Source organism: Ruegeria sp. BF10 (genome assembly GCF_056538725.1).
In genome coordinates this window covers 1251624-1269960 of record NZ_JBQFTR010000001.1, presented here as the reverse complement: position 1 = coordinate 1269960, position 18337 = coordinate 1251624, and the positions used below count along the sequence as shown (strand labels likewise).

Genomic DNA, 18337 nt, shown 5'->3' with positions numbered 1-18337 from the left:
TCTATTTGGGGAATGAGGGCCAACAAACGCCTGAACGCATTGCATAAACAAGACCTCGCGTGCAGGATTGGGTCGCGCAGGACGGGAAATGCGCCAGACACAGGATACCGAATGACCCCGGATCAAAAAGACATTACGGTTAGTCCCAGGCTTCGACTGTCTGTTGTCCGGGATACATGCATCATCGCGACGCTGATCGTGCTGGGCCTCTATGCCGGGGCAAACTTCCTGATCCCGCTTGCCATGGCGCTGCTGGTCAATGTTCTGATCATCGCGCTGAGCGATCGCGTCGTCGCCCTGACCCGCGCTCCGGTCTGGCTGGCCAATATTGCCGGTGTGACCGTCGTTCTGGCGGGTTTGTTCATGATCATGTACGTGCTGGGCAGTCAGGCGACGCAGTTTGCACGCTCGATCAGCACCTATGAAAACCAGTTTGATGGTGCCGTCGAGCGAATAACGGGGCTGGTCGGCAACGACGTGACCACCTTCATTCGTGACAATCTGGTCAGTATCGACATGTCCTATGTCGCACGCGTATTGCTGGGCAGCGCCACCTCATTGTTGAACCAGTTCTTCCTGATCAGCCTTTATGTCGCCTTTCTGATGGCCGAACGACTGGCGTTTCGGAAAAAGATCCAACTGGCCGCCGGAGATCCTGTCGCCGCAGCCGAGTTTTCCGCCATGCTCGATGCGATTTCGGTCAGCTTGCAACGCTATGTCGGCGTCAAAACCCTGATCAGCCTGATAACGGCAACCATCAGCTATACGGTTTTCCGCTCGCTTGGTCTGGAATACGCGGAAACATGGGCCGTATTGACCTTTGCCCTGAACTTCATCCCCTCGATCGGTTCGATCATAGCGGTGTTTTTCCCGGCCATGATCGCGCTTGTTCAATTCGAAACGATCATCCCCTTCCTGGTCATCGTGCTGGGATGTGGAACGATCCAATTCCTGATCGGCAATTTCCTTGATCCGGCCATGCTTGGCCGATCCCTGAACATGTCGACCTTTCTTGTCATTCTGGCCCTGACCTTCTGGACAACGGTCTGGGGCCTGATCGGAGCGTTTCTGAGTGTGCCTCTGACCGTATGCATCCTGATCGTTTTCAGCCACATCCCGGCCCTTCGGCCGGTCGCCATACTGATGTCTCTGGATGGCAGATTGGGCGAGGACAACAGTCAGGCCGCAGCAAGCTAGGTCATGAAGCGTCCCCTGTTCATCGGATCCGATATCTACCGCAACTCGACCTACGGTTCAAAACACCCGCTGGCCATCCCGCGGGTTTCAACTGTCATCGATCTGTGTCGCGAACTGGGATGGTTGACCTCCGAGAGCTACCGCGTCAGCCCCTGCGCAAAGCCAAGTGTATTGGAAAGGTTTCATACGCCGGACTATATCGCCGCCCTGCAAAAGGCGGAAGCGGACCAGCATGTCACGGACGAAACACGGGATAAATACGGTTTGGGGACTCTGTCGAACCCGATCTTCGCCGAGATGTATCGCCGGCCGGCAACCGCCGCCGGTGGTTCCATGCTGGCCGCCGAACTGATCCGGGATGGAGGGATCGTTTTCAACCCTGCGGGCGGTACGCATCACGGCCTTGCGGACCGGGCGAACGGGTTTTGCTATCTGAACGATCCGGTTCTGGCGATACAGACCCTTTTGAACACTGGCTTGGATCGCGTGGTCTATGTCGACATCGACGCCCATCATTGCGATGGGGTTGAACTTGCGTTTCGCGGGTCGGACAGAGTCCGGATGATCTCGGTGCATGAAACGCGGCGGTGGCCGTTCACGGGCCAACTTGAGGAAGACGCCGGTGGCGCGGCCTTCAACCTGCCGGTTCCAAGGCATCTGAATGACGACGAGTTCACCGCCATTCTGGATCAATTGATCCTGCCAGCCACCGAAGCGTTCAAACCGCAAGCGATTGTCCTGCAATGCGGGGCCGACGCCGTGGCCGAAGACCCGCTTTCGCGTTTGACCCTGTCCAACAACGCACATTGGCGAACGGTCGCGGCGCTGAAACAGCTTTCGGCACGTTTTCTGGTTCTTGGCGGCGGAGGGTACAACCCCTGGTCCGTAGGGCGATTGTGGAGCGGCGTCTGGGCCACCCTGAATGACTTTGAAGTTCCTGACACACTTGACGACGCTCCACAGAAAATCCTGCGGGATCTGACCTGGAGCAGGGCCGCAGGACAGGCGCCTCAACCCCACTGGCTGAACAGTTTGCGAGACGCGCCAAACCCCGGCCCCATACGACAGGAAGTGAAGAACGATTTACGTCGCCTCACCGCCAGACATTGACAGTAGATCGGCCTTTCAAAGCCTGCTAACATTCCGACATTTCGGGATATTCCTGACCGACCCAACCCCTGTTCCGTCATCAATTCATTTCTTTCAGTTTGGCACCGATTGGACCACCACCTATGAATGCACTTAATCAGATACTTGATCTCAAGGCCCGCATGAGCCAGTCCATCATAGGGCAAACCGAGGTCATCGACCGACTGCTGATCGGGATGCTGGCCAACGGAAACCTTCTGATCGAAGGTCTGCCCGGATTGGCCAAAACACGTGCAGTCAAGGTGATGGCACGCAATCTGGACGCAGAGTTCAGCAGGATCCAGTTCACGCCTGATCTGCTGCCTTCAGACGTGACGGGAACCGAGGTGTTTCAACAAACTGATGAGGGCGGCACCTTTCGCTTTGAACCCGGGCCGATCTTTGCCAACATCGTCCTCGCTGACGAGATCAACAGGGCACCGGCAAAGGTGCAGGCCGCTTTGCTGGAAGCGATGGAAGAACGGCAGGTCACGGTTTCCGGAACCACCCACAAGATGGAACCATTGTTCATCGTGATGGCAACCCAGAACCCCATTGAACAAGAAGGCACCTATCCCCTGCCCGAAGCGCAGATGGACCGGTTCCTGATGCATGTTCAGATCACCTATCCGCCGGTCGAAGACGAGGTTGAAGTGATCCGGCTGGTACGGGGCGAAGAGATCGCCGCCGGGAAAGGCGCGTCAAGCGAGCCACCACCGACGATCCCGCAGGACGCCGTTTTTGTAGCGCGTTCGGAAATCGGGCAGATCCATGTTTCGGATGCTATGGACCGCTATATGGCCGATCTGGTTCAGGCGACCCGGACGCCTGCGGCGCTCAGCGCAGAACTGGCCAGCTGGATCGAAATCGGCGCCAGCCCGCGTGCCTCATTGGCATTGGACAAATGCGGTCGGGCGCATGCGTGGATGAACCAGCGTGATTATGTGGACCCTGCGGATATTCGAGCCATAGCACATGACGTGTTCCGTCACCGCATCACGCTGAGCTTCGAGGCGCAGGGGAACGCCAAAACGGCAGATGACGTGATCGCGGAAATCCTGCGTCTCGTCGCGCTGCCCTGACGGTTCGGGTTGGCCGGGTGCATCAATCCTCAGCATATCCCGATGATCCCCGCATTCACGTCACTGCGGATCACCTGTTGCGTCTGGAACTGCATTCCCGTGCCCTGAGCTTTTTGCCACGTCAGCCTGCCCGGTCGATCCTGAATGGAACACACGCATCACGCCTGCGCGGACGCGGCCTGAACTTCGAAGAATTGCGCAACTACCAACCGGGCGACGACATCCGCACCATTGACTGGAAAGTCACGGCGCGAACCGGTGAGCCCCATGTCAGGGTCTATACCGAGGAAAAAGACCGCCCTGCCCTGTTGCTGGTCGATCAACGCGTTTCGATGTTTTTCGGAACGGAGGTCTACATGAAATCGGTCATCGCCGCCGAAGCTGCCGCAATCACCGCGCATCGCGTTCTTGGCCAGGGCGATCGTGTCGGTGGTCTGGTCTTCAACGACACGAGCGTTGCGGAACACAGGCCGCAGCGCCGCGCTGCTGCGCTCATGCGGTTTCTGTCATCCATCGGGGCTGCCAATTCGGCCTTGCATGCTGCCTTGAACCCGCAACCAACCGTGGCTTTGAATGACATGTTGTCGGAAGCCGCGCGTATGTCCCAAACCAACGGGCTGGTTTGCCTGTTTTCCGATTGTGACGGGCTTAACGAAAGATCGGAATCCTTGCTGCGCCGCATTGCGGTCTCAAACGATCTGATCGTGTTCAATATTGCTGACAAAACAGCAAAGGGACTGACACCCAATCTGAAACTCACGGTCTCGGACGGCAGCGACCAGATCGAAATCGACAGCTCCGACCCCGAATTGTCCGGGAAAATTCGCAAGTCCATGGAGGACAGGTTGAACCACCTGCATTCATGGTCCCGGCGATACGGTTTTCCCGTTGTTCCTTTGACAACGACGGAACCCGCCCTGGATCAGTTGCTGTATCTGTTCGGGCATCGCAGGGGGCAGAAATGAGCATCGACACGACAGGGAAATCTCTGGTTGATCTGCTGAATATGCTCGAGCCGGCACCGGAACCCACGCCTATTTCGATGGTTCCACAGACATGGGGATGGTTGGCGCTGGCCGTCATACTGCTTGGGTTTGTTGGACTGGTCTGTGTTCTTTTCGTCCGGCGAAGGCGGGCGAACGCGTATCGACACCAAGCGCTGGCCGAGCTGGCAAACCCGGATATCACGTCGGCAAAGGTTGCCGAAATCCTTCGCCGCACCGCGTTGGTCGCATATCCGCGCAAGCAGGTTGCAGGGATTCACGGGGAAGATTGGTTGAGCTTCCTTTCGCAAACATCTGATGATTCCACATTTTTATCGAACACAGGACAATCACTGATCGAAGCGCCGTACAAGGACCTGCCGCCAAACCGCGCCTTGACACAACTTGCTCGGCATTGGGTCAAGTCCCATAAACCGCATCGGGGACCGTGATGTTTTCCTTCTCTGCGCCTTGGGTGTTTTTGCTCCTGCCGCTGCCGCTGCTGGTCTACGCCATTGCTCCGCCCCGGCGGGAATCAACCGCGTCCATTCGCATTCCGTTTTTCCGCCGCGTGGCCCAGGCGGCCGGTGTCGAGCCGCAATCCGGGTCAATGATCCGAACCCGAGCCCGGCTGCAAACAGCAAGCGCCACATTGATCTGGATTCTGTTGGTTCTGGCGCTGGCGCGTCCGGAGCGTCTGGGCGATCCCGTCGTGATGGAAAAGTCAGCCCGCGATGTGGTTTTGGCACTGGATATCTCCGGCTCGATGGATCAGCGCGACTTTCAGACCGGATCCGGTGCCCCGATGCAAAGGCTGGACGCGGTCAAAGAGGTTCTGAAGCAATTCATCTCTGAAAGAGATGGTGACAGGATGGCGCTGATCATCTTTGGAACACGCGCATTCATTCAAGCGCCTTTCACGGAAGATCTGAACAGTTTGAATGGGTTCCTGGACCAAACTCAAGTTGGCATGGCGGGTCCGAACACCGCTTTGGGCGATGCCATAGGACTTGGCATTCGAACCTTTGAATCCAGCGAGGTTGACCAGCGCCTGATGATTGTCCTCAGCGATGGCGCCGATACGTCCAGTCGCATGACTCCGGTCAACGCTTCGGCCATTGCTGCGGAAAAGAACGTGGTTGTCTATACGATTGGTGTCGGAGACCCGAATGCCACGGGCGAAGACCGCGTCGATCTTCAGGCATTGAAGGACATAGCCGATCGCACAGGCGGAGAGTATTTCTTTGCCGACGATGCAACGGCCCTTGAACAGACCTATGAACGCATTGATTCACTGAACCCCAGAATTGTGGAAACGCAAAGCTATCGCCCCAAACAAAGCCTTGCCCATATTCCGTTGCTATTCGCGCTGATCGTCATTTTGGTCAGCATGGCCGGGTTTCATTTCTCACAGCGACACCAGGGGGCCGTCTGACGATGGATCTGGCTGATTTCCATTTTATCCGAGGCTATTACCTGCTGCTTCTCATCCCCATCTTTGCGTTGTGGTGGCGGATCAGACCCAGACCGATGGCAGAAACCAAACGGCCGTCAGGGATCGCCCCGCATCTTGCCGAGGCCTTGCTGCTGGGCAAGGAAGAAAACCGGCGCGTCCAGCCCATTGACGTTGCGATGATCATTGCGGCGCTTGTCACATTGGCGGCCTCGGGCCCGACATGGTCGCGTGCGCCCAACCCGCTGATCGCGGATACGGCTCCGTTGGTGATCGCTCTCAAAGTCACCGACAGCATGGAAAGCTCGGACCTTGCGCCATCCCGGCTGGATCGGGCACGGTTCAAGATTTCCGACCTGATCAACGAACGCGCCGGTGCTCGAACCGCCCTGATCGCCTATGCAGGAACCCCGCATCGCGTTGCCCCTTTGACCGAAGATGCGAACATACTTCGTCCGTTGCTTGAGGGGTTGACGCCCGAGGTGATGCCGAAGGACGGCGATGCCGCAGCCGATGCGCTTGCGTTGGCTCTGTCCATTCTGGATGACAGCGACGGCCCGGGGGCTGTGTTGTTCGTGCTGGATGACCTCGATCCATCTCAGGTATCTGGGTTAAGCGCTTCGAATACTGATATTTTCTTTCTCACCATGCTGCCTGACGGTGGTCGTATTGCTCAGTTGGACAACCTCCAGAATGCATCAGTGGTGGCGTTTTCGAACGACGACCGGGACGTCACTCAACTGACGCGCCGTATCCAATCAGCCTATACTGCCGCCCTGGATGACGATGACCGCCTGGACTGGCAGGACAAAGGCTGGATTCTGGCCTGGCCTGCTGCACTGCTGTCCCTGCTATGGTTCCGGAAAGGCTGGGTGGTCCGATGGGCAATTCTGGCTTTGATTGTGTTGCCCACATCCGGAGCGCGCGCAGAAGGATGGAGAGACTGGTTTTTCACCCCTGACCAACAGGGCCAGATTGCGATGAACCAAAAACGGTTTGGCGACGCGGCCGAGATGTTCGAAGACCCATATCACAAGGGATATGCCTATCTCAGGGATGGTCAATACGAAAAGGCGTCGTCCGTGTTTTCCACGCTGGACACGCCGGAAGCTGCGTTTGCCGAAGGAATGGCCCGCATAAGGAACCGCGAGTATCGCCCAGCCATATCGGCGTTCGAAACCGCCTTGGAACGTCGCCCCGACTGGTCCGAAGCCCAGCATAATCTCGACGTATCCAAAGCCATCCTGGACTATGTCGAAACGACGCGCGAACAGTCCGATACCGGCGAAGAAGCTGGCATCGGTGCAGATGATACGGTGTTTGACAACGACGCAGCACGCGGCAGTGACACCACGGTTCAAGCCGCTGAGGACGGGCCGCAGTCACTGTCCGCCGACCAGTGGATCAGTATGATCGACACCGATATGCAGGATTTTCTGAAAAACCGTTTCCTGTTGGAAAATCAGGAGCAAACAGAATGAGATACCTTGTTGTCTTCATTCTGCTGATGCCGGTTTCCTTGTCCGCACAGGACAGTTCATCCTACCAACCGCAGGTTTCAGTAGACATCCCGAACCAGGCCGTCATCGTCGGCCAGCCCGCCATCGTCCGCATCAAGGTTCTGATTCCGACCTTCATGCCGCAACCGCCCGTATTCCCATCATTGGAGCAACAAAACATCCTGGTTCGCCTGCCTGAAAGGGCTTCTGGTCCGGTAAGCGAAACGGTGGACGGAGAGACGTGGTCGGGGGTGCAGCGCAGTTATCGCCTGTATCCGCTGGCACCAGGGCCGGTCGCGTATGACGCGCAAGAGGTTGTCGTGACATTTGCCGATCCGCAGTCCAATGACCCGGTCCAGGTTTCGATGGCGCTTCCCCCCATACAGCTCAATGCAGAAATCCCGGATGGCGCTCAGGGTCTTGACCCGCTGATCATCGCAAGCGGTTTCTCTCTTGATCAGAAGCTGGACGGTCCGACCGATATGCAGGCCGGCGATTCCATCACGCGCGAGATAAGCGCGCAGATCTCTGGCACCACGGCCCTGACAATCCCGGCGCTGACGCCGCAGGATCAAAGCCAACTGCTTCGCGCCTATCCCAAGGAACCCCGCTTTTCAGAAACAGAGGACCGGGGCATCCTGTCCGGGCAACGGGTCGAAGAAACCGTGTACATCGCCCAAGATGGTGGCGACACACAATTGTCGGCCGTTTCGATCGACTGGTTCAATCTGGACACCGGTCAGATCGAAACGGCATCACTTCCCGCGACCACGCTTTCACTGACACCCCCCAAGCGACAGCCACCAGACGCGCAATCCATCATCAAATCAGTTCTTTTCCTTGTCATTGCTGTATTCGAATTGTGGACATTGGGAAGGTTTCTGCGCCCGCGCTATGCAACCTGGAAAACGGAACGGCGCCGCAGGTATCTGGCTTCGGAGAGATATGCCGTCGATGCCTTGCGATCCGCTTTGCAATCACGGGATCTGCCCGCGGCTTATCAGGCATTGGATCTTTGGAAATCACGCAGCGCGCATCCCGAGCGTTCTTTGGATCTTGAGAACAGCCTGATGAAGATCGGTGCTGCGCGGTATTCAGCGACGGCTGGCAACAGCCCGGAAGATTGGCAAGCAGCCATGCAAAACCTGGGTGCACTGAAAAGCGCAACAGAACGCAAGGACGGGTCCTTGCCCCCGCTCAATCCTTAGATTTCAACTTTGACAGTTGCTGATCAGCTTGCTCCGATCGATCAACCGTAGCCGGCCATAGCCCAATTCCACGAGGCCCAGATCCGCCAGGTGGTGCAGATGCCGGTGCAACGTCGGCTGAGATACCGCAACCATTTCAGCAAGCTCTTCCTGAGACACGACAATCCACCCATCAGATTTCAAGGTGCCTTCATCAAGATGCAACAGGCGCAGCACCAGACGCTTTTCAGACCCCGTAACCGCAAGGTTGGCCATGATGCGCAGTGCGGTCTTCATGTTTTCATGCGTCAACGCATAGAAATCACGGATGTATTCCGGGTTTTTCCGAACCAATCTTGCCACGCGGGAACCGGGAAAAAACAACGTGCGGGTCTTTTGCGTTGTCACGACGCTGACCAGCCGTTTCGCCCCGGAGAAAAGCGCAAGATCCCCGATCCAGAAACCCGATCCATCCTGATGCAAGACGAATTCCTGTCCGTCATCGGCAGGTGCGGTGATCTGAAGCGCGCCTGAAAGCACCGCGAAAATACCATTGGCCTGATCGCCGTGGTGGTAAAGGGTTTCTCCGGAATCGAAGGTTCTGTGAACGGCGACGGTCATTAGATCATTCTGAAACCTTGAATCGCGCGCGCCAAACCATTCGGTTTGGGTCAGAATCCGCATATCCTCATCAGAATCAAACATTTGTATCTTTCAAAATAATCATATGATAAGTTTTCGATACGTTTCATCGCTTAAAATAACTGTGTTCACTGCTCGAACAAGTATCTGTTTTTTGTGCGGGCAATCAACAACTTGCTTGCAGCTTCAAAGTATAGGCTCGCGGCTTCAATTATATTTTCTTTTCCGGGTCGTTAAGACCCGACTGATCAGGAGCACTTCATGTCATCTCCACGAATGATTGCAGACAATTGGCGCAGAACACTGCGCCGGTTCGCCGTGGCGACCGTTACTGTCGCCCTTGCCGTGCCCGCCTGGGCGCAGGATCAAAAACCCAATATTCTTGTGATATGGGGCGACGACATCGGTCAATCCAACATCTCTGCCTACACCATGGGCCTGATGGGATATCAAACCCCCAATATCGACAGGGTTGCCAAGGAAGGCATGATCTTTACCGACTACTACGGTGAACAATCCTGTACGGCTGGTCGGTCCTCGTTCATCATGGGCCAGTCTGTGTTCCGCACCGGATTGTCCAAAGTTGGTTTGCCGGGCGCAAAAGAGGGCATGCAAGTTGAAGATCCAACGATTGCCGGCCTACTAAAAGCTCAAGGCTATGCAACCGGTCAGTTTGGAAAGAACCACTTGGGCGATCGGGACGAAATGTTGCCGACCAATCATGGGTTTGATGAGTTTTTTGGAAATCTCTACCACCTGAACGCCGAGGAAGAGCCTGAAAACGAAGACTACCCGCAAAGCCCGGAATTCCGCGAACGGTTTGGTCCGCGCGGGGTCATAAAATCCAGTGCTGACGGAATGATCGAAGACACCGGCCCACTGACCAAAAAGCGTATGGAAACGGTGGATGACGAAACGGTTGCGGCCGCGCTCGACTTCATCACGCGCAAAACGGAAGAAGGTGTTCCGTGGTTTGTTTGGTGGTCCGGCACCAGAATGCACTTCCGTACTCATGTCAAAGACGAAATGCGCACGAAAGCCGACGAAATCGCCGGCAAGCATATGGATGAATACCAAGCAGGGATGATCGAGCATGACATGCATGTCGGCCAATTCCTTGCCCTGCTGGATGAACTGGGGATCGCGGACAACACGATCGTTCATTATTCCACCGACAACGGCCCGCACATGAACACCTGGCCGGATGCGGCGATGACACCGTTCCGAGGGGAAAAGAACACAAACTACGAAGGTGGTTGGCGTGTTCCGTCAATGGTACGCTGGCCCGGCAAAATCGACGCCGGCTCGGTCAGCAACGAGATCATGCATCACATGGACTGGTTGCCGACCTATTTGGCGGTTGCAGGTAATCCGAACATCAAGGAACAGCTGCTTGAAGGGATCACCGTGGCCGAAGTTGGCGGCGGACGCGACTACAAAGTGCATTTGGATGGATACAACTTCCTGCCGTACCTGACGGGTGAAACAGATGAAGGCCCACGTCACGAGATTTTCTACTTCTCCGACGATGGTGATCTGACTGCGTTGCGTTACGATGACTGGAAAGCAGTGTTTCTTGAGCACCGCTATCCGCAGACTTTGCGTGCTTGGGCAGAGCCCTGGACCGAACTGCGTATTCCGTTGCTCTTCAACCTGCGCCGCGATCCGTACGAACGGTCCAATGTCACTTCCAACACCTATTGGGATTGGTATATCGACCGTGTTTACCTACTGCTGCCTGCGGCAGAATATGTGGGCCAGTTCCTGGAAACATTCGAAAAGTTCCCGCCGCGTCAGAAGCCGGGCAGCTTTACGATTGGCGACGCCAAGGACAAGATCTTCAGTCAGGTCGGCTCCAAGTAAAATCGCGACACCTGAACCCGCAGCACCTGATCGGCGCTGCGGGTTTTTTGTTTTATCCACGGTATTTCTTACCGAAACATGCGTCGAAGGAATTAGGCCATGACAAGAGAGCCCCTAGCCTTGGCTGTTGCAGTTGTACTGAGCGGACTTGCGAGCTTCACGGCATCCGCAGATCCGCTGCCCTCATGGGCGGACACGGCATCGCGGGACCATATCGTTGACTTTGTCGAGGCGGTGACAGACCCTGAAAACAAAAGCTACGTAACCCCAGCAGCCCGGATCGCGGTATTTGACAATGACGGTACGCTCTGGGCTGAACAGCCGGTGTATTTCCAGTTCATTTTCGCCATGGATCGGCTTTCTGAACTGGCCGAACAAGATCCTTCGATCCTGTCCACACCTGCTTTGAAAGCCGCTGCCGAAGGTGATCTTGCGACGGTTCTTCAAGGCGGTCACGATGCGTTGATCGAAGTTGTCAACGCGTCACATTCCGGGACGACTGTCGAGGCGTTTCAGGCCGCAGTCGCGGAATGGCTGGCCGAAGCGCGACACCCGGACACCGGATTGCCTTATGACCAGATGACCTATCAGCCCATGGTCGAGCTGTTGCGCTATCTGCGGGACGAAGGGTTCAAGACCTATATTGTCTCGGGTGGCGGTATTCACTTCATGCGGGTCTTTGCGGAACAAGCCTATGGCATTCCGCCGGAACAGATTCTGGGCACCTATGGAAACTCGACTTTCGAAGATGTCGATGGCGTTCCGACCGTAATCAAGGCCCCCGGGATTGCCTTCATCGACGACAAGGAAGGCAAACCCATCAACATCGAACGCACAATCGGCAAACGCCCCATTCTGGCCGCCGGAAACTCAGACGGCGATTTCGCCATGCTGGATTGGACAACCTCGGGCAATGGGCCACGGCTGGGTGTTCTGATCCACCATACCGATGCCGAGCGGGAATGGGCCTATGATCGGGAAAGTCCGATCGGACGGTTGGTTGACGGTCTGGATCAGGGGCCGGACAAAGGCTGGGTCATCGTCGATATGGCGAAAGACTGGTCGCGGGTCTACACTGGAGGAAACTGAACGACCCGAAAGACTTGCCGCCCATGTGGACATTGCTGGTTTCCACCTTTGTTTTTTTGCTATATGCAATTGCGATTGTGTTTTCGGTGCGCGCTGCACAAACCGCGCGCACGCCGCAAGGAGCCGTTGGCTGGGTGGTCTTTTTGGTATCGGCACCGGTTTTTGCGGTGCCGATGTACCTGTTTCTGGGGCACCACAGGTTTCGCGGCTATCGCATCGCGCGCCAGCAAAGCGAACGGGTCGTCGAAGGAATCAAGACCTTTGCCGACTATTCCCGACCTGATCCGACCACGATGTCGATCAATCCACGACCATTCGAGTTTCTGGCTCACCTTCCGGTCTCCAGTGGCAATGGTGCTCAGCTTCTGATTGATGGTCAGGCAACGTTTGATGCCATTTTCGAGGCGTTGGACGAGGCCAGAAACTATATCCTGATCCAGTTCTACATCGTCCGAGACGACGCGCTGGGCCGCAAGCTTCAGACCAAGCTGATCGAGGCCGCGAAACGTGGGGTGCATGTCCGTTTCATGATCGATGCTGTCGGCAGTTATGGGTTGCCAAGCACCTACCTGGACACGATGCGCGATGCGGGAATTGACGTGGCCGACCCTCGCCGTCAACGCGGCCCGAATTTCCGGTTTCAGCTGAATTACCGAAACCACCGAAAGACTGTCGTTATCGACGGTGAAACAGGCTTTATCGGCGGTCACAACGTGGGCGTTGAATATCTGGGAGAAGACCCGCATTTCGGCCATTGGCGTGACACGCATATCAAGATGACCGGACACATCGTCCGGCAATTGCAGCTCATCTTCACCGAAGACTGGCACTGGGCCCGCGATGAAGACCTGATTGATGATCTCGACTGGGCAGGCAGCGTGGCCGAGCAAGACATGAATGCCCTATTGGTGGCGACCGGACCCGGAGACGAAACCGAAACCGGCGCCATGATGTTCTTTTCGGCAATCGCCGAGGCGAAAGAAAGACTGTGGATCGCATCGCCCTATTTCGTGCCCGACATCGACGTCATGACCGCCCTGCAACATGCAGCGATGCGCGGGGTGGACGTGCGCATCCTTGTCCCGGATGTGATCGACCATCGGCTACCCTGGCTGGCCGCTTTTGCCTATTTCGACGAAATCCGCGACTGCGGCGTGCGAGTGTTCCGATATACGGATGGATTCATGCACCAGAAGGTGCTGGTGGTTGACGACACGCTGGCCGCGGTCGGCACGACCAATCTGGACAACCGGTCCTTCCGGCTGAACTTCGAGGCGATGGCCCTGTTTTTCGATGCCCGCGCAGCCTTGGCTGTTGATCAGATGCTGCGCGCGGATTTCGAGGCGAGCTATGAGTTGACGCGCCGTCTGGCCCAGCAACCCGCGCATATCCGGTTTGGCGCCCCCTTGGCGCGGCTGTTTGCGCCTATCCTCTAGGAAAAGAATTTCTCTTGAAAGACGCGCGTCATCATCGCCACCAGATAAGCGGTCGACAGACCAAAGGCCAGCAGACCGGCAACCGCGGCAAAAGACCCGAAGATACGCAATCCTTCGCCCAAAACGATATCGCCGTATCCCAGAGTCGTGAACGTCACCAGTGAGAAATAGATGGCCGAGTTCCAATCCGGCAGAACCTCAAGCAACACCCATACGATGGCCCAGATCCAGACCTGAATCGTATGCGTGGCGACGATAAACGCCAAAGATACCGCGATTGGTGTTGCCGTTCCAAAGAACACCCCCTTGGCGGACCATCTTTCATCCCACTTGATGATCGCAACGGTACACCAGGTTAACAAAAGAATCTCGACCAAGAAGCAGAGCGCCAGAAATGTACTGCCCCATATGATCTGATGCAGCAACGTCATGTTTTTCATCCTGATTTACGACAGTGGACCGTCCGGGCAGAATGGCCCTTTGAGGTGCGGGGCACAACCCCGGCGATCGTGCCAAAAGCCTGCGGCGAATGGAACCGGGTACCGGTCCGCACTGGACAGTTTGGAATTCCGTCGCACATCCTTGGAAGAAAAAAGGCCAGATCATGCTGTTGACCATCGACCGTGTTCAGAAAACCTATCCCGGCGGGCGCCCGGTTCTGCGCGACGTGTCGCTGACCCTTGATCACGGGCAAACTCTGACCCTGACCGGAGAAAGCGGCAGTGGCAAAAGCACTCTGCTGAACCTTGCCGCTGCGCTCGATTGTTTTGACGGCGGTGAAATCACTCTGAACGGTACGCCTCTGTCCCCTTTGGACGATGCCGGGCGGGCCGAGTTGCGGCGCAGGCAGGTCTCGCTGGTGTTTCAGCAGTTCAATCTGATCCCTTCGCTGACCGTTGCGCAGAACCTTTCCTTTCACGCCCGCCTTGCCGGCGTCGAGGATGCCGGTTGGACCGCACATCTGACCGAACGCTTGGGCCTGTCCGATCTTTTGGACCGATATCCCGAAAACCTGTCCGGCGGGCAACAGCAGCGGGTCGCGATTGGCCGTGCGATGGCTGCGCGCCCGAAACTGCTGCTGGCGGATGAGCCCACGGGCAATCTGGATGAAACCGCCAGTGCAACAGTACTGGATCTGATGCTGGCACTTGTGGCCGATACCGGCGCAGCGCTTCTGTTGGTCACGCATTCCCAACAGATCGCGGCCCGACTGGATCGAAGCCTCCAGCTCTGCGGTGGTCGTATCCAATGACAGCTGCCGTCATTCAGGCTTTGATGTCACATTGGCGGGTGCACTGGTTGCAGCTTGCAACGCTTTTGACAGGCATCGCGTTGGCCACGGGTCTCTGGTCCGCGGTTCAGGCCATCAATGCCGAAGCACGTGCCAGCTATGCCCGGGCCAACGCGCAACTCACCCTTGGGCAGTTCGACGAGTTGCGCGATCCATCCGGTCTGATCCCGGTCTCGCGTTACGTCGATCTGCGTCGTGCTGGCTGGCAGGTGGCGGCCGTTCTGGAGGGCCCCTATCGGATCGCAGGCCGCACTTTGCGTCTGATGGGTGTGGACATGGTCGCCTACCCGGCCCTGCCAGCCGTTACCGAAGCCGACCAAAGCACCGCACCGCCCGATCCCGCCGACATGCTGACCGCCCCGGGGCGGCTTCTGATCGCGGCAGAACTCGCGCCGCTGTTGCGCGACCAGGACAACCTTCCGCCGTTTTCACTCACCACGGCGCTGCCACCAGACGTTATCCTGACGGATATCGGCACAGCCGAAGCCCTGCTGAACCAAACCGGTTTCATCTCGCGCCTCATTGTTTTGCCGGATCAGCCGCGTGATCGCCCCCCCCTGGCCGAAATCGCGCCCGAACTGGAGCGCGCCAGCCCATCCTCGCAAGTCGATACTGCACGGCTGACTGACAGTTTTCACCTGAATCTGTCGGCTTTTGGCCTGTTGTCCTTTGCCGTTGGCCTGTTCATCGTGAACGGCACTGTCGGGCTGGCTTTTGCCCAACGCCGAGGCATGATCCGTACCCTGCGAGCGCTGGGTGTTTCGATGCGGCGGCTGGTCTTTCTGATCCTGACCGAACTGACGGGGCTGGCCCTGATCGGTGGAACCATGGGTCTGCTTCTTGGGTTCTTTCTGGCCGGAGCGTTGTTGCCCGATGTCGCAGCAACCCTTCGCGGCCTGTATGGTGCACCCGTGACCGGACAGCTGACATTGCACCCCCATTGGGTGTTTGCCGGGATGGCGATGGCTGTCTGCGGTACCTTGTTTGCCAGTGGCCATGCGCTGTGGCGATTGTCTCGTATGCCTCTGCTGGCGGGGCCCGGAGTGCAAGCCTGGCAGGGCAATGCTCGGACACGCCTTGTGACCGGTTTGCTCGGCTTGGCCCTGATCTTCGGCGGTACCATCGCCTATCTCGGCATCGGTGGGCTGGTTGCCGGTTTCGTGCTGTTGGCCGGATTGCTGACCGGTGCCGCGCTTTTGTTGCCGGCGCTTCTGACCTTTGCGCTTTCCGTCTTTGGCAACAGGTCCCGCAGCGCTGTCGCGCAGTGGGTCTGGGCCGACATGCGCGCCCAATTGCCCGGGCTGTCGCTTGCCCTGATGGCCCTGTTGCTTGCGCTTGCGGCAAATATCGGTGTGGGCACGATGGTTTCAAGTTTCCGGCTGACCTTTGTCGGCTGGCTGGACCAACGCCTGACTTCAGAGCTCTATCTGACCGTCCGTGACGAAGAACAGGGGCGCGAGATCACGGATTGGCTGCGGCCACAGGTCAAGGCCATCCTTCCAATTCGCAACATGGAACTGCCACATGAAACGGGCCCCCTGTTTCTGTACGGGGTCATTGACGATCCGGTCTATCGGCAACACTGGCCGTTGATATCGGCAACCGCGACCGTATGGGACGACGTCATGGCCGGAGACGCGATTCTGATCAACGAACAACTGGCACGGCGCGCGAACCTCTGGCCCGGAGATACGCTGACACTGTCCCCGGATCATGCGTTGGCCATAGCCGGGGTGTATTCGGATTACGGAAACCCGACCGGGCAAGCCATTGTCTCGATGGCCCAGCTTGACCGCATCGCGCCGGGGGCAGAGACCCGACGGTTTGGCATCCGTTTGAACCCCGAACAGGCGACTGAAATGGCGCAAACCTTGCGCGAGCGGTTCGCCCTGCCGCGTCAGGCCGTGGTTCAGCAGGCCGCCATGAAGGCGCAATCATTGGCAATCTTCGAAAAGACCTTTGTCGTGACCTCGGCACTCAATGTTCTGACCCTCGGCGTGGCGGGATTTGCCATACTTACCAGCCTGCTGACCCTGTGGACCCAGCGCTTGCCTCAGATTGCTCCGGTTTGGGCACTGGGGCTGAACCGGGCGCAACTGGCGCGGCTGGAACTGCTGCGCAGCGTGCTGCTCGCGGCTCTGACCGCGTGTCTGGCGTTGCCGCTTGGTCTGATCCTCGCCTGGGTTCTGTTGGCAGTGATCAATGTACAGGCCTTTGGCTGGCGATTGCCGATGTTCGTGTTTCCCTGGGATTGGTTGTGGCTGTTCCTGTTGACCCTGCTGGCCGCCCTGGTTGCCGCGGCCCTGCCCGCGCTGCGCATGGTGCGTCTGCCCCCTGCCGATTTGCTGAAGGTGTTCGCCAATGAACGTTAAAGCCCTTTTGGCCGTTCTCGTGTTTTTGTGCCCATCGCCGCTTTGGGCGCAGGGCTATGCTGGCCTTGGAGGATCAGCCGAAGGATTCGAGATTCCGCAGTCGGGGATCGCGTTCGACTTTCCCAAAGACCACGGGCCACATCCCGCCTATCGGATCGAATGGTGGTATCTGACGGCCAACCTCAAAGGCGAGGACGGGCGTGACTATGGTATACAATGGACCCTTTTCCGGTCGGCCCTGAAGCCATTTGAAACAGATGGATGGCAAAGCCCGCAGATCTGGATGGGCCATGCGGCTACCACCACGCCTGACACCCACTATTTTGCCGAACGCCTGTCGCGTGGGGGGATCGGACAGGCAGGTGTTGCGGCGCAACCGTTCGAAGCCTGGATCGACGAATGGCGCATGGCCGGACCGGACATGGACACCCTGACCCTGACGGCAAACGGGGCTGATTTCGGGTATGATCTTGCGCTGACGGCACAAGGCCCGTTGGTGTTTCATGGCCAAGCGGGCTATTCCGTCAAATCCGCCGACGGGCAAGCCAGCTATTACTATTCGCAACCCTTCTATTCAGTTGAAGGCATACTGCACCTGCCGGACGGCGATATGCGCGTCACTGGTCAGGGCTGGCTGGACCGGGAATGGTCATCGCAACCCCTGGCCGAGGATCAAACCGGCTGGGACTGGTTTTCGCTCAGCTTCGAAGGCGGAGACAAACTGATGGCCTTTCGCTTGCGCGGTGGTCGCGGCGATTTCACGTCGGCCACATGGATCAATTCAGACGGCAGCACCGATGCCATCCCCGACGGATCCGTCAGGCTAGAGCCGCTTGCGACCGATCAGGTGGCAGGCCGCGACGTCCCGACGCAATGGCGCGTCGTGCTTGCGGACCGAGGCATCGACGTCAAGGTATCCGCCCTGACGCCAGATGCCTGGATGGGGACGCGTTTCGAATACTGGGAAGGCCCGGTTACAGTCACTGGCAGCCACGAAGGCGTTGGTTATCTGGAAATGACAGGCTACTGAAACAGCTGCCGCACAAATGCTTCCTGAATGATCCGACGGCAGCGGACTGCCGTCGGCGTTTCAACACATTTGCGTACTGGATCTG

The 18337-nt window shown here is 57.5% G+C and carries 16 protein-coding genes; 14 read left to right on the top strand and 2 right to left on the bottom strand.

Going from position 1 to position 18337, the window contains the following annotated elements; translation table 11 throughout:
- Positions 1-111: 111 nt before the first annotated feature.
- From ACR0DJ_RS06415 to ACR0DJ_RS06380, 8 genes are all read left to right on the top strand, one after another.
- Complete coding sequence (locus tag ACR0DJ_RS06415; RefSeq protein WP_170344191.1) at positions 112-1197, top strand: AI-2E family transporter; 1086 nt, start codon at positions 112-114, stop codon at positions 1195-1197.
- A 3-nt stretch (positions 1198-1200) separates the two neighbouring features.
- Positions 1201-2307: an acetoin utilization protein AcuC gene (locus ACR0DJ_RS06410; protein WP_480684278.1), complete on the top strand. Its 1107-nt coding sequence runs from the start codon at positions 1201-1203 to the stop codon at positions 2305-2307.
- A gap of 122 nt (positions 2308-2429) precedes the next feature.
- The gene (locus ACR0DJ_RS06405; protein WP_480684276.1) at positions 2430-3407 is read left to right on the top strand and encodes an AAA family ATPase; all 978 of its coding nucleotides are present in this window, start codon (positions 2430-2432) and stop codon (positions 3405-3407) included.
- 17 nt (positions 3408-3424) lie between these two features.
- Entirely contained in the window at positions 3425-4372 is a 948-nt protein-coding gene (locus tag ACR0DJ_RS06400) for a DUF58 domain-containing protein (RefSeq protein ID WP_480684274.1), read from the top strand.
- Complete coding sequence (locus tag ACR0DJ_RS06395; protein WP_170344187.1) at positions 4369-4842, top strand: DUF4381 domain-containing protein; 474 nt, start codon at positions 4369-4371, stop codon at positions 4840-4842. The genes ACR0DJ_RS06400 and ACR0DJ_RS06395 overlap by 4 nt, the downstream gene beginning before the upstream one ends.
- Positions 4842-5825 carry a VWA domain-containing protein gene (locus ACR0DJ_RS06390; protein WP_480684272.1) on the top strand — a complete coding sequence of 328 codons (984 nt, stop codon included), beginning with the start codon at positions 4842-4844 and terminating at the stop codon, positions 5823-5825. The genes ACR0DJ_RS06395 and ACR0DJ_RS06390 overlap by 1 nt, the downstream gene beginning before the upstream one ends.
- Positions 5826-5827: 2 nt before the next feature.
- Positions 5828-7324 carry a VWA domain-containing protein gene (locus ACR0DJ_RS06385; protein ID WP_480684269.1) on the top strand — a complete coding sequence of 499 codons (1497 nt, stop codon included), beginning with the start codon at positions 5828-5830 and terminating at the stop codon, positions 7322-7324.
- On the top strand, positions 7321-8550 hold the full coding sequence (locus ACR0DJ_RS06380) for a hypothetical protein (protein ID WP_480684267.1): 1230 nt from the start codon (positions 7321-7323) through the stop codon (positions 8548-8550). The genes ACR0DJ_RS06385 and ACR0DJ_RS06380 overlap by 4 nt, the downstream gene beginning before the upstream one ends.
- 3 nt (positions 8551-8553) lie before the next feature.
- Here the strand turns inward: ACR0DJ_RS06380 and ACR0DJ_RS06375 are convergent, their stop codons facing one another.
- Positions 8554-9213: a Crp/Fnr family transcriptional regulator gene (locus tag ACR0DJ_RS06375; protein WP_480686234.1), complete on the bottom strand. Its 660-nt coding sequence runs from the start codon at positions 9211-9213 to the stop codon at positions 8554-8556.
- 219 nt (positions 9214-9432) lie between these two features.
- Between ACR0DJ_RS06375 and ACR0DJ_RS06370 the strand changes: the two genes are divergently transcribed.
- From ACR0DJ_RS06370 to cls, 3 genes are all read left to right on the top strand, one after another.
- Positions 9433-11034 (top strand): arylsulfatase, encoded by a 1602-nt coding sequence (locus ACR0DJ_RS06370; RefSeq protein ID WP_480684263.1) that lies wholly within the window; start codon positions 9433-9435, stop codon positions 11032-11034.
- A 99-nt stretch (positions 11035-11133) separates the two neighbouring features.
- The gene (locus tag ACR0DJ_RS06365; protein ID WP_480684261.1) at positions 11134-12123 is read left to right on the top strand and encodes an HAD family hydrolase; all 990 of its coding nucleotides are present in this window, start codon (positions 11134-11136) and stop codon (positions 12121-12123) included.
- A 23-nt stretch (positions 12124-12146) separates the two neighbouring features.
- A complete protein-coding gene (cls, locus tag ACR0DJ_RS06360) occupies positions 12147-13559 on the top strand; it encodes a cardiolipin synthase (RefSeq protein ID WP_480684259.1) in 1413 nt (470 codons plus the stop codon).
- Here cls and ACR0DJ_RS06355 read toward each other — a convergent pair.
- Positions 13556-13990: an ion channel gene (locus tag ACR0DJ_RS06355; protein ID WP_257600783.1), complete on the bottom strand. Its 435-nt coding sequence runs from the start codon at positions 13988-13990 to the stop codon at positions 13556-13558. The genes cls and ACR0DJ_RS06355 overlap by 4 nt on opposite strands.
- Positions 13991-14163: 173 nt before the next feature.
- Here ACR0DJ_RS06355 and ACR0DJ_RS06350 point away from each other — a divergent pair, with 173 nt between their 5' ends.
- Genes ACR0DJ_RS06350 through ACR0DJ_RS06340 form a run of 3 tightly spaced genes read left to right on the top strand, consistent with a single transcriptional unit; the run spans position 14164 to position 18252 of the window.
- Positions 14164-14811, top strand: a complete 648-nt coding sequence (locus ACR0DJ_RS06350; protein ID WP_480684257.1) for an ABC transporter ATP-binding protein — start codon at positions 14164-14166, stop codon at positions 14809-14811.
- The gene (locus ACR0DJ_RS06345; protein ID WP_425078309.1) at positions 14808-17222 is read left to right on the top strand and encodes an ABC transporter permease; all 2415 of its coding nucleotides are present in this window, start codon (positions 14808-14810) and stop codon (positions 17220-17222) included. The genes ACR0DJ_RS06350 and ACR0DJ_RS06345 overlap by 4 nt, the downstream gene beginning before the upstream one ends.
- Complete coding sequence (locus ACR0DJ_RS06340) at positions 17212-18252, top strand: lipocalin-like domain-containing protein (RefSeq protein WP_480684254.1); 1041 nt, start codon at positions 17212-17214, stop codon at positions 18250-18252. Before ACR0DJ_RS06345 ends, ACR0DJ_RS06340 begins: the two co-directional genes overlap by 11 nt.
- Positions 18253-18337 lie beyond the last annotated feature (85 nt).

Bases quoted from the DNA above. Each gene is read 5' to 3' on its own strand.
- ACR0DJ_RS06415 (WP_170344191.1), top strand. From the start codon at position 112: ATGACCCCGGATCAAAAAGACATTACGGTTAGTCCCAGGCTTCGACTG.
- ACR0DJ_RS06410 (WP_480684278.1), top strand. From the start codon at position 1,201: ATGAAGCGTCCCCTGTTCATCGGATCCGATATCTACCGCAACTCGACC.
- ACR0DJ_RS06405 (WP_480684276.1), top strand. From the start codon at position 2,430: ATGAATGCACTTAATCAGATACTTGATCTCAAGGCCCGCATGAGCCAG.
- ACR0DJ_RS06395 (WP_170344187.1), top strand. From the start codon at position 4,369: ATGAGCATCGACACGACAGGGAAATCTCTGGTTGATCTGCTGAATATG.
- ACR0DJ_RS06390 (WP_480684272.1), top strand. From the start codon at position 4,842: ATGTTTTCCTTCTCTGCGCCTTGGGTGTTTTTGCTCCTGCCGCTGCCG.
- ACR0DJ_RS06385 (WP_480684269.1), top strand. From the start codon at position 5,828: ATGGATCTGGCTGATTTCCATTTTATCCGAGGCTATTACCTGCTGCTT.
- ACR0DJ_RS06380 (WP_480684267.1), top strand. From the start codon at position 7,321: ATGAGATACCTTGTTGTCTTCATTCTGCTGATGCCGGTTTCCTTGTCC.
- ACR0DJ_RS06375 (WP_480686234.1), bottom strand. From the start codon at position 9,213: ATGCGGATTCTGACCCAAACCGAATGGTTTGGCGCGCGCGATTCAAGG.
- ACR0DJ_RS06370 (WP_480684263.1), top strand. From the start codon at position 9,433: ATGTCATCTCCACGAATGATTGCAGACAATTGGCGCAGAACACTGCGC.
- ACR0DJ_RS06365 (WP_480684261.1), top strand. From the start codon at position 11,134: ATGACAAGAGAGCCCCTAGCCTTGGCTGTTGCAGTTGTACTGAGCGGA.
- cls (WP_480684259.1), top strand. From the start codon at position 12,147: ATGTGGACATTGCTGGTTTCCACCTTTGTTTTTTTGCTATATGCAATT.
- ACR0DJ_RS06355 (WP_257600783.1), bottom strand. From the start codon at position 13,990: ATGACGTTGCTGCATCAGATCATATGGGGCAGTACATTTCTGGCGCTC.
- ACR0DJ_RS06350 (WP_480684257.1), top strand. From the start codon at position 14,164: ATGCTGTTGACCATCGACCGTGTTCAGAAAACCTATCCCGGCGGGCGC.
- ACR0DJ_RS06345 (WP_425078309.1), top strand. From the start codon at position 14,808: ATGACAGCTGCCGTCATTCAGGCTTTGATGTCACATTGGCGGGTGCAC.
- ACR0DJ_RS06340 (WP_480684254.1), top strand. From the start codon at position 17,212: ATGAACGTTAAAGCCCTTTTGGCCGTTCTCGTGTTTTTGTGCCCATCG.